At 61.9% G+C, this 13,963-nt stretch carries 13 protein-coding genes; 10 read left to right on the forward strand and 3 right to left on the reverse strand.

All coding sequences use genetic code 11. The annotated features are described in order from the left end of the window. Positions 1-17: 17 nt before the first annotated feature. Positions 18-1,226: a cell division protein FtsZ gene (gene ftsZ, locus O0881_RS26715; protein WP_034748865.1), complete on the forward strand. Its 1,209-nt coding sequence runs from the start codon at positions 18-20 to the stop codon at positions 1,224-1,226. Between the two features lie 334 nt (positions 1,227-1,560). Beyond that, positions 1,561-2,067: a peroxiredoxin gene (locus O0881_RS26720; protein ID WP_251351079.1), complete on the forward strand. Its 507-nt coding sequence runs from the start codon at positions 1,561-1,563 to the stop codon at positions 2,065-2,067. A gap of 141 nt (positions 2,068-2,208) precedes the next feature. Here O0881_RS26720 and O0881_RS26725 read toward each other — a convergent pair whose 3' ends face one another. Beyond that, complete coding sequence (locus O0881_RS26725) at positions 2,209-2,976, reverse strand: class I SAM-dependent methyltransferase (RefSeq protein WP_289913661.1); 768 nt, start codon at positions 2,974-2,976, stop codon at positions 2,209-2,211. Between the two features lie 104 nt (positions 2,977-3,080). Between O0881_RS26725 and O0881_RS26730 the strand changes: the two genes are divergently transcribed. The 3 genes from O0881_RS26730 (at position 3,081) to lpxC (ending at position 5,868) form a co-directional block, all read left to right on the forward strand. Then, positions 3,081-3,854: a helix-turn-helix transcriptional regulator gene (locus O0881_RS26730; protein ID WP_289913662.1), complete on the forward strand. Its 774-nt coding sequence runs from the start codon at positions 3,081-3,083 to the stop codon at positions 3,852-3,854. A 160-nt stretch (positions 3,855-4,014) separates the two neighbouring features. Next, positions 4,015-4,857 (forward strand): DMT family transporter, encoded by an 843-nt coding sequence (locus O0881_RS26735; RefSeq protein WP_099668227.1) that lies wholly within the window; start codon positions 4,015-4,017, stop codon positions 4,855-4,857. A 75-nt stretch (positions 4,858-4,932) separates the two neighbouring features. Then, complete coding sequence (gene lpxC / locus O0881_RS26740) at positions 4,933-5,868, forward strand: UDP-3-O-acyl-N-acetylglucosamine deacetylase (protein ID WP_077399869.1); 936 nt, start codon at positions 4,933-4,935, stop codon at positions 5,866-5,868. Position 5,869: 1 nt separating this feature from the next. Here lpxC and O0881_RS26745 read toward each other — a convergent pair whose 3' ends face one another. Continuing rightward, positions 5,870-6,379 carry a DciA family protein gene (locus O0881_RS26745; protein ID WP_099665424.1) on the reverse strand — a complete coding sequence of 170 codons (510 nt, stop codon included), beginning with the start codon at positions 6,377-6,379 and terminating at the stop codon, positions 5,870-5,872. 279 nt (positions 6,380-6,658) lie between these two features. On the opposite strand from O0881_RS26745, the gene secA reads away from it, so the two are divergent. After that, positions 6,659-9,427, forward strand: a complete 2,769-nt coding sequence (gene secA / locus O0881_RS26750) for a preprotein translocase subunit SecA (RefSeq protein WP_289906887.1) — start codon at positions 6,659-6,661, stop codon at positions 9,425-9,427. Positions 9,428-9,507: 80 nt separating this feature from the next. Here secA and O0881_RS26755 read toward each other — a convergent pair whose 3' ends face one another. Beyond that, positions 9,508-10,770 (reverse strand): alpha/beta hydrolase, encoded by a 1,263-nt coding sequence (locus O0881_RS26755; protein WP_289913663.1) that lies wholly within the window; start codon positions 10,768-10,770, stop codon positions 9,508-9,510. 322 nt (positions 10,771-11,092) lie between these two features. On the opposite strand from O0881_RS26755, the gene argJ reads away from it, so the two are divergent. The 4 genes from argJ (at position 11,093) to O0881_RS26775 (ending at position 13,958) form a co-directional block, all read left to right on the forward strand. After that, entirely contained in the window at positions 11,093-12,331 is a 1,239-nt protein-coding gene (gene argJ / locus O0881_RS26760) for a bifunctional glutamate N-acetyltransferase/amino-acid acetyltransferase ArgJ (RefSeq protein ID WP_099419623.1), read from the forward strand. Continuing rightward, positions 12,328-13,209, forward strand: a complete 882-nt coding sequence (locus O0881_RS26765) for an ATP-binding protein (protein WP_289906890.1) — start codon at positions 12,328-12,330, stop codon at positions 13,207-13,209. Before argJ ends, O0881_RS26765 begins: the two co-directional genes overlap by 4 nt. Beyond that, on the forward strand, positions 13,206-13,628 hold the full coding sequence (locus tag O0881_RS26770; protein WP_251351085.1) for an NUDIX domain-containing protein: 423 nt from the start codon (positions 13,206-13,208) through the stop codon (positions 13,626-13,628). Before O0881_RS26765 ends, O0881_RS26770 begins: the two co-directional genes overlap by 4 nt. 120 nt (positions 13,629-13,748) lie before the next feature. Then, positions 13,749-13,958 carry a DNA-binding protein gene (locus O0881_RS26775; RefSeq protein ID WP_151092746.1) on the forward strand — a complete coding sequence of 70 codons (210 nt, stop codon included), beginning with the start codon at positions 13,749-13,751 and terminating at the stop codon, positions 13,956-13,958. The last annotated feature ends 5 nt before the right edge of the window (positions 13,959-13,963 follow it).

Here is a 13,963-nt window from a genome sequence, read left to right on the forward strand (position 1 = left end):
TCTGATAGGAGCACATCATGGAGTTCGATATGGTCGATAACACAGCTTTAGGTACCGTCATCAAGGTCGTCGGCGTCGGCGGTGCGGGTGGCAATGCAGTCCAACACATGATCAACAAAGGCATGTCGGGTGTGGAGTTCATTGCCGCCAATACCGACGCACAGGCCCTGTCGACATCGAAGGCCCACAACATCATCCAGATCGGCGATACCGGTCTGGGCGCCGGCATGAAGCCTGCCGTCGGCCGCCAGCTGGCGGAAGAATCGCGCACGCGCATCGCCGATTCGCTGCGCGGCGCGCACATGGTCTTCATCGCTGCCGGCATGGGCGGCGGTACGGGCACGGGCGCCGCTCCTATCGTGGCTGAAGTGGCCAAGGAACTGGGCGCGCTGACGGTGGCCGTGGTTTCCAAGCCATTCTCGTATGAAGGCCAGAAGTGCATGGACATCGCCGACGAAGGACTGGAGCAGCTGTCCCTGCACGTCGATTCGCTGATCATCATCCTTAACGAAAAACTGGAAGAGATCTACGAAGACGAAAGCATGCTGGAATGGATGCAGCATGCCGATGATGTGCTCAACAACGCGGTGGCCGGTATTGCCGAGATCATCAACGTGCCGGGCCATATCAACGTCGACTTCAACGACGTGAAAACCATCATGGGCGAGCAGGGCAAGGCCATGATGGGCACGGCGACGGCGTCCGGCGTCGATCGCGCGCGCATCGCCGCGGAACAGGCTGTCGCTTCGCCGCTGTTGGATGGCATCGACCTGTCCGGCGCGCGCGGCGTGCTGGTCAACGTCACGGCCAGCCGTGGCTTGAAAGGTAAAGAGATCAAGGAAGTCATGGCCGCCGTGCGCGCGTTTGCCGCGCCGGACGCGTCGATCGCGCAAGGTATCGCCTACGACGACGCCATGGGCGACGACATCCGCGTTACCGTGGTGGCCACGGGCCTGGGCCGCGCGAAGAAAAACATCCAGCTGGTACCGCAGCAAGTGCTGCGCACCGGCACCCACAACAGCCCGTTGACTCCATCGGCTGCCATGGGTAGCGCGCAAGCGGCGACGACGACGGTTGGCGTGGCTACGCCGGCAGCCGGTTTCGACGGCATGAAAGCGCCGGCGGTATGGCGCCGCGAGTCGGCTTCCGAGCAGGTGCGCGCGATGGAAAAGAATGGCATGGAGACGTACGATATTCCAGCCTTCCTGCGCAAACAAGCCGACTAATCACAGTGAAAAAAGCCCATGGCGGCGTTGAATAGCCTTGCCGTACAGTCGTACTGTCTTCGGCCATGCGCCTTGCCCTGCGCATTTTTCATGTGATTAGGTGACCGGAGGTGATCTGATGTCAGCAAACATGACGGCGGCCTGAGGGTCGCCGTTTTTTTTTGCCGGTTTTTTGACTTTTGCCTTTGCCTTTCCTGCCACTTTCTGCACAAATACGGCAAGTCAGGCATACTATCGCGCAGTGTCGGCAGCATGCCGGCAGAACCAGATCACGGGCGCTGTCCGCTCCATGGAACGGGCGGCGCCTTCAACCGACAGTACACAAGGAGTCAACATGACCATCAAGATCGGCGACACCCTGCCAGAAGGCACCCTGGCTGAATTCATCGAAAGCGAAACCGAAGGCTGCGCACTGGGCCCGAACACGTTCAACGTGCAAGACTTGGTCAAGGGCAAGAAGATCGCCATCTTCGGCCTGCCAGGCGCCTACACCCCGACCTGCTCCGCACAGCACGTGCCAGGCTACGTCAAGCACGCCGCCGACCTGAAAGCCAAAGGCGTCGATGAAATCTGGTGCATCTCCGTCAACGACGCGTTCGTGATGGGCGCCTGGGGCCGCGACCAGAAAGCTACTGGCATCGTGCGCATGATGGCTGACGGCAATGCCGCCTACAGCAAGGCCCTGGGCCTGGACGCCGATTTTTCCAAGCACGGCATGGGCACGCGCTCGCAGCGTTACTCGTTGCTGGTCGACAATGGCGTCGTGACGCAATTGAACATCGAGCAAGGCGGCAAATTTGAAGTGTCGAATGCGGAAACCTTGCTGGGCCAACTGGCTTAAGTCCCTGAGAAAAAGTCCATGGCGGCGTTGCACTGCCTTGGCGTACTACTCGTACTGCCTGCGGCAATGCGCCTTGCCCTGAACATTTTTCAGGGACTTGTCCTTTTTTGACGTAAAAACGGCGCCATCGGCGCCGTTTTTTTATTGTACCGACGGCTTGCGTGCCTCGAACATGGCCGCATCGATGCTGAACGAATAATCGTCCTGCAGCGCAAAATACTTGCGCGCTTCCTCGGGCGCGCCGTCGAACAGGTTGCGGATGGCCGCCACTCTTTCGCCTGGCGTGCGCATGCGGGCCACCCACTCGTCGAACTGCATGGTCAGTTTCCACACGCTGCGCAAGCTGTGGCTAAAACCAGCGTTGTCGAACTTGGCGCCCCATTCGCAGCTGCGGTAGTCGCGTACGTGGGACGCGTCGCGCAGCATTTCCACCGCCTGCAAGGTGCTGTCGTAGAGGGCCGTCTTGGGCGCGACGATGTCGACCACTAATAAGGTGCCGTTCGGGCGCAGCACGCGCCACGCTTCGGCCAGCGCTCCCGCCACGTCGTTCCAGTGGTGCGCGGAAAAGCGCGTGACGACCATGTCGAAGCTGGCGTCGGCAAACGGCAGGCGGGCCACGTCGCCCTGTTGCGTGCTGATATTGTGCAAGCCGCGCTGCACCCTGGCGCAGTCGACCACGTCGAGCATGGGCTGCGCCAGGTCATAGGCGACCACGGATTGCGCCACGGGGGCGACGGCGAAGCTGGCGTGGCCGGCGCCGCAGCCCAGGTCCAGGACGACGGGCTTGCCATGGCGGCGCGCGCATTCCTGCATCAGCACCAAGTCGGCGCCTTGCGCGTGTACGGCGCTGCTCAGGTAGGCATTGGCCGTCTTGCCAAACTGTTCGGTAACGACATCGTGCTGCTGCATGGTTTTCTCCTGTGGATGGCTGAGTTCCTGCAGAATAAGGATAAAATTATCCTGTAACAAGACCATAACTTATACTGGTATATCTACTACCATGCTTCCCCGTCATGTCGAACAAACTTGCTGAATTCATCCGCGCCCGGCGCGAGGCCGTCACCCCCGCCATGGCTGGCTTGCCCGGCGGCGGGCGGCGGCGCACGCCCGGTTTGCGGCGCGAAGAGCTGGCGCAGCTGTGCGATGTCAGCCCCACCTGGCTGACGTGGCTGGAGCAGGGGCGGCCCGTGTCGGCGTCGGCCAAGATGCTGGCCCGCCTGGCGCAGGTGCTGCAGCTGAGCGCGGCCGAGCGCGCCTATCTGTTCGAGGTGGCCGACAAGCATGACCCCAGCCATGGCGCAGGCGAGGGCGGGGGACCTGCCGCCGCCGAGCTGGCCGCCATCGTCGCCGCCATCGACGCGCCCGCGTATATCCTCGACCGCGCATGGAATGCCGTGGCGTGGAACGGGGCGGCATCCACCTTGTTTGCCGGCTGGCTGCACGACGATGCATCCGCACCGAACCAGCTGCGCTTCATGTTCCTGGACGCGGGGGCGCGCGACCTGGTCGTCGGCTGGCCCGAGCGGGCGCAGCGGCTGGTAGCAGAGTTTCGCGCCGATATCGGCCGGCAGGCGGACCAAGCGCCGCTGGCCGGCCTGATCGCCGAACTGGCCGATGCCAGCCTTGAATTTCGCCAGTGGTGGGGCGCGCAGCAGGTGCAGGGCCGCGATGGCGGCTTGCGCCAGTTCCGGCATGCGCAACAGGGCCTGCTTGCGTTCAATCAAGTGACCCTGCACCTGGCGCGCCAGCACGACTTGAAACTGGTGATGCTGTTGCCTGTGTCATAAGGTAAAACGGCCGCGCTTGTTATAATCGGGCTGACCGCCTGGCCCTGCCTTTCCAGACCATGCTGTCCTGGCTCCGGCCGTCGCCATGATGACGGTCCCGCTCTTTCGCCAGGAGTCTGTCCTGTTACCCCACAATCCCAACCTGCGCAGCATCTATGTGATGCTGGTCGCCGTCGCCATGTTTTCCCTGATGGACACAGCCATGAAGTTGCTGTCCGCCCATTATCCGCCGATGCAGGTGACGGCCTTGCGCGCCCTGTCGTCGTTGCCGCTCGTTTGCCTGTACCTGCTGTACCGCGGCGCCTTCAAGAACGTGCTGAAGGTGCGCTGGCCGCTGCACCTGTTGCGCGGTGTCCTGGGCGTGCTGATGATCACCCTGTTCGCCTACGGCCTGAAGCGCATGTCGCTGGCCGAGACGTATGCGTTGTTTTTCGTCGCCCCCTTGCTGATCACCGTCCTGTCGGTTTTTATCCTGAAGGAAAAAGTGGACTTCGCGCGCTGGTGCGCCATCGCCGTGGGTTTGCTAGGCGTGCTGGTGGCGCTGCGCCCCGACGGTTCGGGATTCTTTTCCGTGGCCGGGCTGGCCGTGCTGGGCTCGGCCGCCTGTTACGCCATTTCCGCCGTCACGGGCCGCATCCTCAGCCGCACGGATGCCAGCGAAAGCATGGTTTTCTGGCTGATGGTGATGATGGCCCTCGGCGGTGTGGCCCTGTCGGCGCACGAGTGGGTGAGCATCCGCCGCGAAGACTGGTGGCTGCTGGCGGGCTTGTCGCTGAGTGGCTTCCTGGGCCAACTGGCGATTACGGAAGCGTTTCGCCATGGCAAGGCGTCCAGCGTGGCGCCGTTCGAGTACTCGGCCCTGGCCTGGGGCATGGCCCTGGACTGGATGCTGTGGCGCGCCTTGCCCGACGAATACACCCTGATCGGTGCGGCCATCATCATCGGCAGCGGCATTTACCTCGTGCGCAGGGAGGCTGTCCACGCCGAGAGCGAGCATCCATGAGTAGCGGTTGTGGTATTTCTGGCGTGGGCCATGCCGCGCCGCAACGAAAATCCGGCAAATAGATATAATCGACAGATGTTAAAACAACGCACCATCAAACAACAGGTCCGCACCATCGGTGTCGGTTTGCACTCTGGCACCAAGGTGGAGCTGACTCTGCGTCCTGCCGCGATCGACACGGGCATCGTGTTTCGCCGCATCGACCTCGATCCCATCGTCGAGTTCCCCGCCAGCGCCATGGCCGTGGGCGATACGCGCATGGCTTCTGTGCTGATCAAGGATGGCGCCAGGGTTTCTACAGTGGAACACCTGATGTCGGCTGCGGCCGGCCTGGGCGTCGACAATATGTATATCGACGTGAATGCGGAAGAAATCCCCATCATGGACGGTTCCGCCTCGTCCTTCGTCTACCTGCTGCAGCAGGCTGGCGTGGAAGAGCAGCAAGCGCCGAAGAAATTCATCAAGGTCATTAAGCCCGTGGAAGTGCGTCACGGCAAGGGCGACGCGGAGAAATGGGCGCGCTTGTCGCCGTATGACGGCTTCAAGCTTGATTTTTTCATCGAATTCAATCACCCGGCCGTCGATGGCACGATGCAGCGCGCCTCCGTCGACTTTGGCGACGTGTCGTATGTGCACGACGTGGCGCGCGCACGCACGTTTGGCTTCATGCAGGACGTGGAAAGTTTGCGCGGCATGGGTCTGGCGCGTGGCGGTTCGCTGGAAAACGCCATCGTGATGGATGAGTACCGCATCCTCAACGCCGATGGCTTGCGCTATGAAGACGAGTTCGTGCGCCACAAGATCCTCGACGCCATCGGCGACCTGTACCTGGTGGGCCACCCCTTGCTCGCGTATTACACGGCGCACAAGTCGGGCCACGCGCTGAACAACCAGTTGCTGCTGGCGCTGCTGGAACAGCCGGAATCGTATGAAATCGTTTCCTTCGATACCAATGAGGCGGCGCCGCAGTCATATCTCCGTCAAATGGAGCGCGAGTGGTCTTTGACCTGAGTTAATCCTTCGGTTCGCGGTGATGGCGCACCATATTGCGCAGCGCCGCGATCAACTGCTCGTTCTGCTTCGACGCGGGCAGGGCCGTGCTCAGCTCTTCCAGGGCCGACATGGCTTTTTCCGGCAAGACCAGCGCCCGCGTATGCACGATGGGCGCGATGCTCTTGATGACTTGCACTTTCAGCTTGATGCCTGAAATCTGCCAGCCTTTTCTTTCCAGCTCTCCTTGTAACTTTGGTAATTGCTGCTTGAGCTTGGCCGCCAGCGCCGCGTTCGGCGTGGCCAACACCAACTGGCCGCTCTCGAATTGCAGGATGTCGCAATGCTCGAACATGGCCGGCAAGGCCTTGGCGCAATCTTTTTGCAGGGCGGCCAGGCGCGTGACGGTGGGCATCAGGGAGGCCATCGTCGCGTTGCCGCGCAGAAAATCGGTTGCGCCCGTGACGGCCGGGCCGGAGCGGGCAAAGCCGTAGCCGCGGCGCGGCGCCGGAGAATAAGTGGGAGTTCGCATGGCCGAAACATAGCACACTCGCCCCCGCGTGACGAGTGCGGCGGCGGGTGCGGTGCAGGCGGGCGGACCGTATTGCCTTACAGTATGGAAAATGTCCGCAATTTCTGCCATTTGTTTGTCATTAAGCTATTGTTATATGGCGCATTACCCCAACCATGTCGGGAACGCATGATAAAATCATCGTCTTTTGCCATAGTCGAACTCCGTGCGGTGACGCGATTACTACCGCGTTGTTCCCTACCGAGCTTTTTTTAACGGCGTTTTTTCAAGAATTCAAGCATGTCATTACTGACCCAGATTTTCGGTAGCCGCAACCAGCGGCTGCTCAAGCAATACCAAAAAACGGTACGCGAGATCAATGCGCTCGAGCCGGCCATCGAAAAGCTGTCGGATGCCGAGCTGCAAGCGAAGACGCCTGCCTTCAAGGAACGCATCGCCGCGGGCGAATCGCTCGATGCCTTGTTGCCGGAAGCCTTTGCCGTCTGCCGCGAGGCCAGCAAGCGCGTCCTGCGCATGCGCCATTTCGACGTACAGATGATCGGCGGCATGGTCTTGCATTTCGGCAAGATCGCGGAGATGGGCACGGGCGAGGGCAAGACCCTGATGGCAACCTTGCCAGCCTACCTGAATGCCTTGTCGGGCAAGGGCGTGCATATCGTCACCGTCAATGATTACCTGGCGCAGCGCGATGCCGAGACCATGGGCCGCCTGTATGCGTGGCTGGGCCTGTCGACTGGAGTAAACATGTCGCAGATGGAGCACAGCGCCAAGCAGCAGGCGTACAACTCCGACATCACGTATGGCACGAATAACGAATTCGGTTTCGACTTCTTGCGCGACAACATGGTCTACGAAGCGCGCGAGCGCGTGCAGCGCAGCCTGAACTTCGGCATCGTCGATGAAGTCGACTCGATCCTGATCGATGAAGCGCGTACGCCGCTGATCATTTCGGGCCAGGCCGAGAACCATACGGACCTGTATCACAAGATCAATGAAGTGCCTGCGCGCCTGACTTTGCAGATCGGCGAAGAAACGCCGGACGGCAAGGGCAAGGTTGAAGTGCCGGGCGACTACACCAAGGATGAAAAAGCGCACCAGGTGCTGCTGACGGAAGCCGGCCACGAAAAGGCGGAAGGCATCCTGATGGAGATGGGCCTGCTGCCGGAAGGCGCCTCGCTGTACGATTCGGCCAACATCACCCTCGTGCACCACCTGTATGCGGCCCTGCGCGCGCATGCGCTGTACTTCAAGGATCAGCACTATGTGGTGCAGAACAATGAAGTGGTGATCGTCGATGAATTCACGGGCCGCCTGATGACGGGCCGCCGCTGGTCCGATGGCTTGCACCAGGCCGTCGAAGCGAAAGAAGGCGTCAAGATCCAGAACGAGAACCAGACCCTGGCCTCGATCACCTTCCAGAACTACTTCCGCATGTACGCCAAGCTGGCCGGCATGACGGGTACGGCCGATACGGAAGCGTACGAATTCCAGGAAATCTACGGCCTGGAAACGGTCGTGATCCCGCAAAACCGTCCGCTGCAGCGCAAGGATCGCCAGGATCAGGTCTATAAATCGTCGGCGGAAAAGTACAACGCGATGTTGAACGACATCCGCGACTGCTACGAGCGCGGCCAGCCCGTGCTGGTGGGTACGACCTCGATCGAGAACTCGGAACTGTTGTCGGGCATCCTGACCAAGGCCGGTTTGCCGCATAACGTGCTGAACGCGAAACAGCATGCGCGCGAAGCGGAAATCATCGCCCAGGCAGGCCGTCCGAAAGCTATCACCATCGCCACCAACATGGCCGGTCGCGGTACGGACATCGTGTTGGGCGGTAACGTCGAGAACCAGATCAAGTTCATCGAAGCCAATGCTGAGCTGAGCGACGCCGACAAGGCAGCCCAGTCGCAGACCTTGCGCGATGAATGGCAATCCCTGCACGACCACGTGGTCAATGCGGGCGGCTTGCACATCATTGGCACCGAACGCCACGAATCGCGCCGCGTCGACAATCAGCTGCGTGGCCGTGCCGGCCGCCAGGGTGATCCGGGTTCGTCACGCTTCTACCTGTCGCTCGACGACGCGCTGCTGCGCATCTTCGCCGGCGACCGCGTGCGCGCCGTGATGGACCGTTTGAAAATGCCGGAAGGCGAGCCGATCGAGGCAGGCATCGTCTCGCGTTCGATCGAATCGGCCCAACGCAAGGTTGAAGCGCGCAACTTCGATATCCGCAAGCAATTGCTGGAATACGATGACGTCGCCAACGACCAGCGCAAGGTCATCTACCAGCAGCGTAACGAGTTGCTGGAAACGACCGATATTTCCGACATGATCGCTTCCTTGCGTCATGGCGTGTTCACCGACCTGGTGCACGAGTACGTGCCGCATGAATCCGTGGAAGAGCAGTGGGATATCAAGGGCCTGGAAAATACCCTGGCGAGCGAATGGCAGCTGGACTTGCCGCTGCATGAAATGCTGGAAGCCGATTCGACCCTGACGGACGAAGAGATCCTGGAAAAAGTGCTGGCCGCGGCCGATGCCGTGTACCAGTCGAAGATCGATATCGTCGGCAAGGAATCGTTTGGCGGCTTCGAACGCAATGTAATGCTGCAAAGCGTGGACAGCCACTGGCGTGAACACCTGGCGGCGCTCGATCACTTGCGCCAGGGTATTCACCTGCGCGGTTATGCGCAGAAGAATCCGAAACAGGAATACAAGCGCGAAGCGTTTGAACTGTTTGGCCAGATGCTCGACATGATCAAGAACGACGTCACGAAACACGTGATGACGGTGCGTATCCAGTCGCGCGAAGAAGTCGATGCGGCCGAACAGGCGATGCAGCAGTCGCACGTGGAAAACGTGCACTACCAGCACGCCGAATTCGACCCGAACGCGGCGCCGGAAGAACTGCTGGCTCCTTCGGCCGGCGGCAATATGGACAACGTCGACGACATGAGCGTGAGCATGGGCGTCAAAGTGGGCCGTAACGACCCATGCCCTTGCGGCAGCGGCAAGAAGTACAAGGCTTGCCACGGCAAGCTGGCGTAAAGCCCGCTGCATGGCCTGAAGAAGAACGGAGACCGCGGTCTCCGTTTTTTTATGTCCGGCATGCCTTGCCCGGTTCCGGCTCAGGGAAAGGCCCAGTATTGCGGCGCCTGCGAGGGAATGCCCTTCAAGCCGCCGCGGTTTTTTGCCCGTTGCCCCGTCTTGATCATGGTGGCGATATCGGTCAGCAAGACGCGGTTGCTGGCGAAGTAATCGTGCCCCATGAAGTTCATGATGACGGCCGAGGCATCGACGAGCTCCATGCCGGGAATGCCGACGACGGGGCCGCGGATGTCGCCTATCCTGTCCCAGTCGGCAAAGTTGTAGGAAGCGCGGATGGCCTTGTCGTTCGCGGACGCATACAGGGTGGCGGAGAGCTTGAGGCTGGCAAAGCGGGGGGCGATCTGGTCGCGGAAGACATCGGCATTGATGTCCGGCGCCGCCAGCACCACCTGCTTGAACAGGGGCAGCAGGTCGGGGCGCTTTTCCAGCAGGTTGGCCAGGGCCACGGTCATCGGACGGTTGCCCATGCTGTGGGCGATGAGGTAGATATCGGTGGCCGAGGAGTGCTCCGCGAAATCGGCCAGGAACGCCTGCAGGTGCGCCTGCGTCCATTCGGCGGAATTCTGGTCGTATTCGTAGCCGGCCATCGAGCCTTTCGATGGCCAGCTGTAGAACACGGGCAGGGCGCCGATATCGAGGTCGACGGCCATCTGCGCCGTGCGCCGGGCGGCGTCGTCAAAGGAATTGCTGTAGCCGTGGATATAGATGAAGGCGGCGCGGCGTTCCGGTGCGGCTTGAATGCTTGCCTTGACGGTGGCGAGGAAATCCGCGCGCGACAGGCGCGTGGTTCCCTTGATCAGCACGTATTGCCGCGCATCGTCACCGGACAGGATGGCGTACCAGGGCGGCAGCGGCAGTTCGCCCGGCGCTCTTTTTTCAGGGATGCTGACGAGGACGCTGCCGTAGCTCAGGTGGGGCGCGGCGCGGTTGGGCTGCCAGCCATAGCTGCGGCGGCTGGCCTGGTATTGCCTGTCGGTGGCGTAGTACACGGTGACGTGCACGGCGCCGGCCCGCGGTGGATCGTTGCCAGGCTTGGCCATGCCGCTGCTGCCTGTGAGCATGCCGCTGCTGCCGGTCAGGTTGCCCAGGTTGCCGACCAGGCCGCCGATGCCTGACCATGAGCTGCTCCATGGGAAGGTTGGCGGTGGCCGTCCCACCCCGGTCGCGGGTGGAAATTCTGCTGCTGGCGGCGTTTCAGCGGCCGGCGGCGCTGTGGATGCCAGATCGGTGGCGTGGCCGATGGCATGATCGGCCGGTTCGCCTGGCAGCGTACAGGCCGTCAACGAGGCCAGCAGGCAAAGCAGGCAGCATAAACACCATAGACGTAACGGGCGTGCCGAGCCTGAATCGCTGCGATGCATGCGGTAGGGTTTTCCGTGCGCCATGACATTCCCTCCCCGGGCGCTTGTGCGAGACGCGTGATCGTCTGTTCCTATACCTTAGCGCCGCCAGGCGGCGGCGTTCTGATAAATCGCAAGCCTGGTCATGTTGCCGACCCGCTTCGCGACTGCCCTGGCCGGCGCGACTATTCCCTTGCCGCATGTTCACCGGCGCCGCGAAGGCGCTACAATAGCGCTTCCCTTTTCCCTCGCAGAAGAAATCACCATGGCCGTCAATTCCCCCAAGCCCGTCGCCGCCGACTTGAAAGCCGTCGCCGGCATTGAAATCGGTGTTGCCGAAGCCGGCATCAAGAAACCTAACCGCAAGGATTTGCTGGTATTGAAACTGGCGCCGACGGCCACCGTGGCCGGCGTGTTCACCTTGAACCGCTTCTGCGCCGCGCCCGTGCAAATTTCGAAGGCCAACCTGGCCGCCGTGACGGCCGGCGCCGCGCCGATCCGCGCACTGCTGGTCAATACGGGCAACGCGAATGCGGGCACGGGCGAATCGGGCCTGGCCGACGCGCAGGCCAGCTGCGCCGCGCTGGCCGAGCTGCTGGGCTGCACGCCGCAGCAAATCCTGCCGTTTTCCACCGGCGTGATCCTCGAACCCTTGCCCGTGCAGCGCCTGGTCGCCGGCTTGCCGCAAGCTGTGGCCGCACTGACGCCGGACAACTGGTTCTCGGCCGCCGAAGCCATCATGACCACCGACACGCAGCCGAAAGCCGGCTCGCGCACCGTCACCATCGGCGGTCACGCGGTGACCCTGACGGGCATCAGCAAGGGCGCCGGCATGATCAAGCCGAACATGGCCACGATGCTGGGTTTCCTCGCGTTTGACGCCACCGTGGCGCAACCGGTGCTCGACCAATTGGTGAAGCAGGCGGCCGATAAATCGTTCAACTGCATCACCATCGACGGCGACACCTCCACCAATGACTCGTTCATGCTGGTGGCCACGGGCGCGGGCAGCCTGGTCATCGATTCCATCGACTCGCCGCACTATGCGCAGCTGGCCGCCGCCGTGACCGAACTGTCTACTTTTCTCGCGCAAGCCATCGTGCGCGACGGCGAAGGCGCCACCAAGTTCATGACCGTGACCGTGGAAGACGGCCGCAACGTGGAAGAGTGCCGCAAGATCGCCTATTCCATCGCCCATTCGCCGCTGGTAAAGACGGCGTTCTTTGCCTCCGACCCGAACCTGGGCCGCATCCTGGCCGCCATCGGCTACGCGGGCGTGGACGACCTTGATGTGGGTCAATTGAACCTGTATCTGGACGACGTGTGGGTGGCCAAGAACGGCGGCCGCAACCCGGACTACCAGGAACAGGATGGCCAGCGCGTGATGCAGCAAAGCGAAATCACCATCCGCGTGAAACTGGCGCGCGGCGATGCCACGGCTACCCTGTGGACGTGCGATTTGTCGCATGACTACGTGTCGATCAACGCCGACTACCGCTCATGACCGGCCTCGATCAATTCCTGATCCGCGCCGAACGGGTGCTGGCGCGCCTCGAGTCGATCTTGCCGCCGGCCTTGCCGGCGACCGACTGGAACAGCTTTGCCTTCCGCTGGCGCCGGCGCCAGGGCGCGGCCAGCCATCTGCAGGCGGTGGCGCACGTGTCGTCCATCGCCTTGGATGACTTGCACAATATCGGCACGCAAAAGGCGCAGATCGAGCAAAATACGCGCCAGTTCGTCAGCGGACGCCCCGCCAACAACGTGTTGCTGACGGGCGCGCGCGGCACGGGCAAGTCGTCGCTGATCAAGGCATGCCTGAACCAGTTCGCCGATCAAGGCCTGCGCCTGATCGAAGTGGACAAGGCGGATCTTGCCGACTTGCCCGACATCGTCGACCTGGTGGCGGCGCGCCCCGAGCGCTTCATCATCTTTTGCGACGACCTGTCGTTCGAAGAGGGCGAGAGCGGCTACAAGGCGCTGAAAGTGGCGCTCGACGGCAGCATCGCCGCGCAATCGGACAATGTGCTGATCTATGCCACCTCGAACCGCCGTCACCTGATGCCGGAACGCATGTCGGACAACAGCAGCTACAAGACGGATGACGACGGCGATTTGCATCCGGGCGAGACGGTGGAAGAGAAAATCTCGCTGTCCGAGCGCTTCGGCCTGTGGCTGTCGTTCTACCCATTCAAGCAGGATGATTATCTCGATATCGCGGCGCATTGGCTCGCTTCGTTCGGCTGCACGCCGGAACAGATCGCGCAGGCGCGCGGCGACGCCCTGCGCTGGGCCTTGCAGCGCGGTTCCCGTTCGGGCCGGGTGGCATGGCAATTCGCGCGCGACTATGCTGGGAAACTACCTGCGGGAAAGTTGCCGCAATGAGTGATATGAAAGTCACACCGGTGGATGTCGCCGTCGGCATCCTGATGAAGCCGAATGGCGACGTGTTGCTGGGCCAGCGCCCGGCCGGCAAGCCGTATGACGGCTATTGGGAGTTTCCTGGCGGCAAAGTCGAGCCGGGCGAAGCCATTTTTGACGCCTTGAAGCGCGAGTTTGTCGAGGAACTGGGTTTATATATCGACAGTGCCGAGGCCTGGTGCGGCGTCGAATATGTGTATCCGCACGCCCATGTGCGCCTGCATTTTTATATCAGCCGCGAGTGGCGGGGCGAGCCGCAAAGCCTGGAAGGGCAGGCGTTCGCCTGGCAGGGCACGGTCGGCGTGGAACCCTTGCTGCCGGCCACCATTCCCTTGCTGGAATGGCTCGACGAGGTACGCCGGGAATCGCTGGCGCTTGCCTGATTGATACTTGTGTCAGCGGGCAGCACCATGCTGCGTGCTGGCGCAAGCTTTCCAGTTACTTTCCTTGTATCGCGCGCGCTTTGCGCTACAGTGCTTTCATCTAGCATTGGGGAGTTGCGCATGCCGCTGACACTGACCTTTACCGATACCGATGAATTGCTGATTGCCGCCCTGCACAAGCGTGCCCGCGCGCATGGCCGCAGCATCGAAGACGAGCACCGCGACATTCTGCGCAGCGCCTTGCGGCCGCTGCCGAAGCGTCCGCTCGACGATATTTTGCGCGGCATGCCCGACGTGGGGCACGATGCGGATTTCGAGCGCCGTTCCTGACGTGC

The sequence above is a fragment of the Janthinobacterium sp. SUN100 genome (genome assembly GCF_030397705.1).
In the GTDB taxonomy this organism is placed as follows: domain Bacteria; phylum Pseudomonadota; class Gammaproteobacteria; order Burkholderiales; family Burkholderiaceae_D; genus Janthinobacterium; species Janthinobacterium kumbetense.